The following is a 533-nucleotide window of genomic DNA, read 5'->3' as shown; positions in this document are numbered from 1 at the left end:
CGGATCAACCTCAACCGTCGCACCCGCAATCGGGTTGCCATCAGCATCATTGACCGTGCCCGTCGTGGTATCCGTCGGGTTGGTGATCGTGTCATCCAGAACCTGGCCGGAGCCATCGTTCGGCACCTGATCAACCACCGTGCCCGGAATAATGCTCGGAGCATCCGGCGCCGGAGTCGTATCCACAATCTCCACCGGGATCTCACCAACAGTGACACCACCATCAGTAATCACCACCACCGCGTCACCCGGCTCAGTACCCTCCGGCACCGTCACCGTAATCACACCCGTGACCGGATCAACCTCAACCGTCGCACCCGCAATCGGGTTGCCATCAGCATCATTGACCGTGCCCGTCGTGGTATCCGTCGGGTTGGTGATCGTGTCATCCAGAACCTTGCCAGTGCCATCATTGGGCACCTGATCAACCACCGTGCCCGGAACAATGACCGGAGCATCCGGCGCCGGAGTCGTATCCACAATCTCCACCGGGATCTCACCAACAGTGACACCACCATCAGTAATCACCACCA

At 59.5% G+C, this 533-nt stretch carries 1 pseudogene; it reads right to left on the bottom strand.

Annotation, left to right across the window (positions count from 1 at the left end):
• Positions 1–533: pseudogene (locus tag ACFPUZ_RS08420) on the bottom strand (hypothetical protein); the annotation flags it as partial.

Origin of the sequence: Corynebacterium nasicanis, assembly GCF_042658165.1 — a bacterium.
Lineage (GTDB): Bacteria > Actinomycetota > Actinomycetes > Mycobacteriales > Mycobacteriaceae > Corynebacterium > Corynebacterium nasicanis.
The sequence above is the reverse complement of the archived record's forward strand: the minus strand, read 5'-3'. Positions and strand labels throughout refer to the sequence as shown.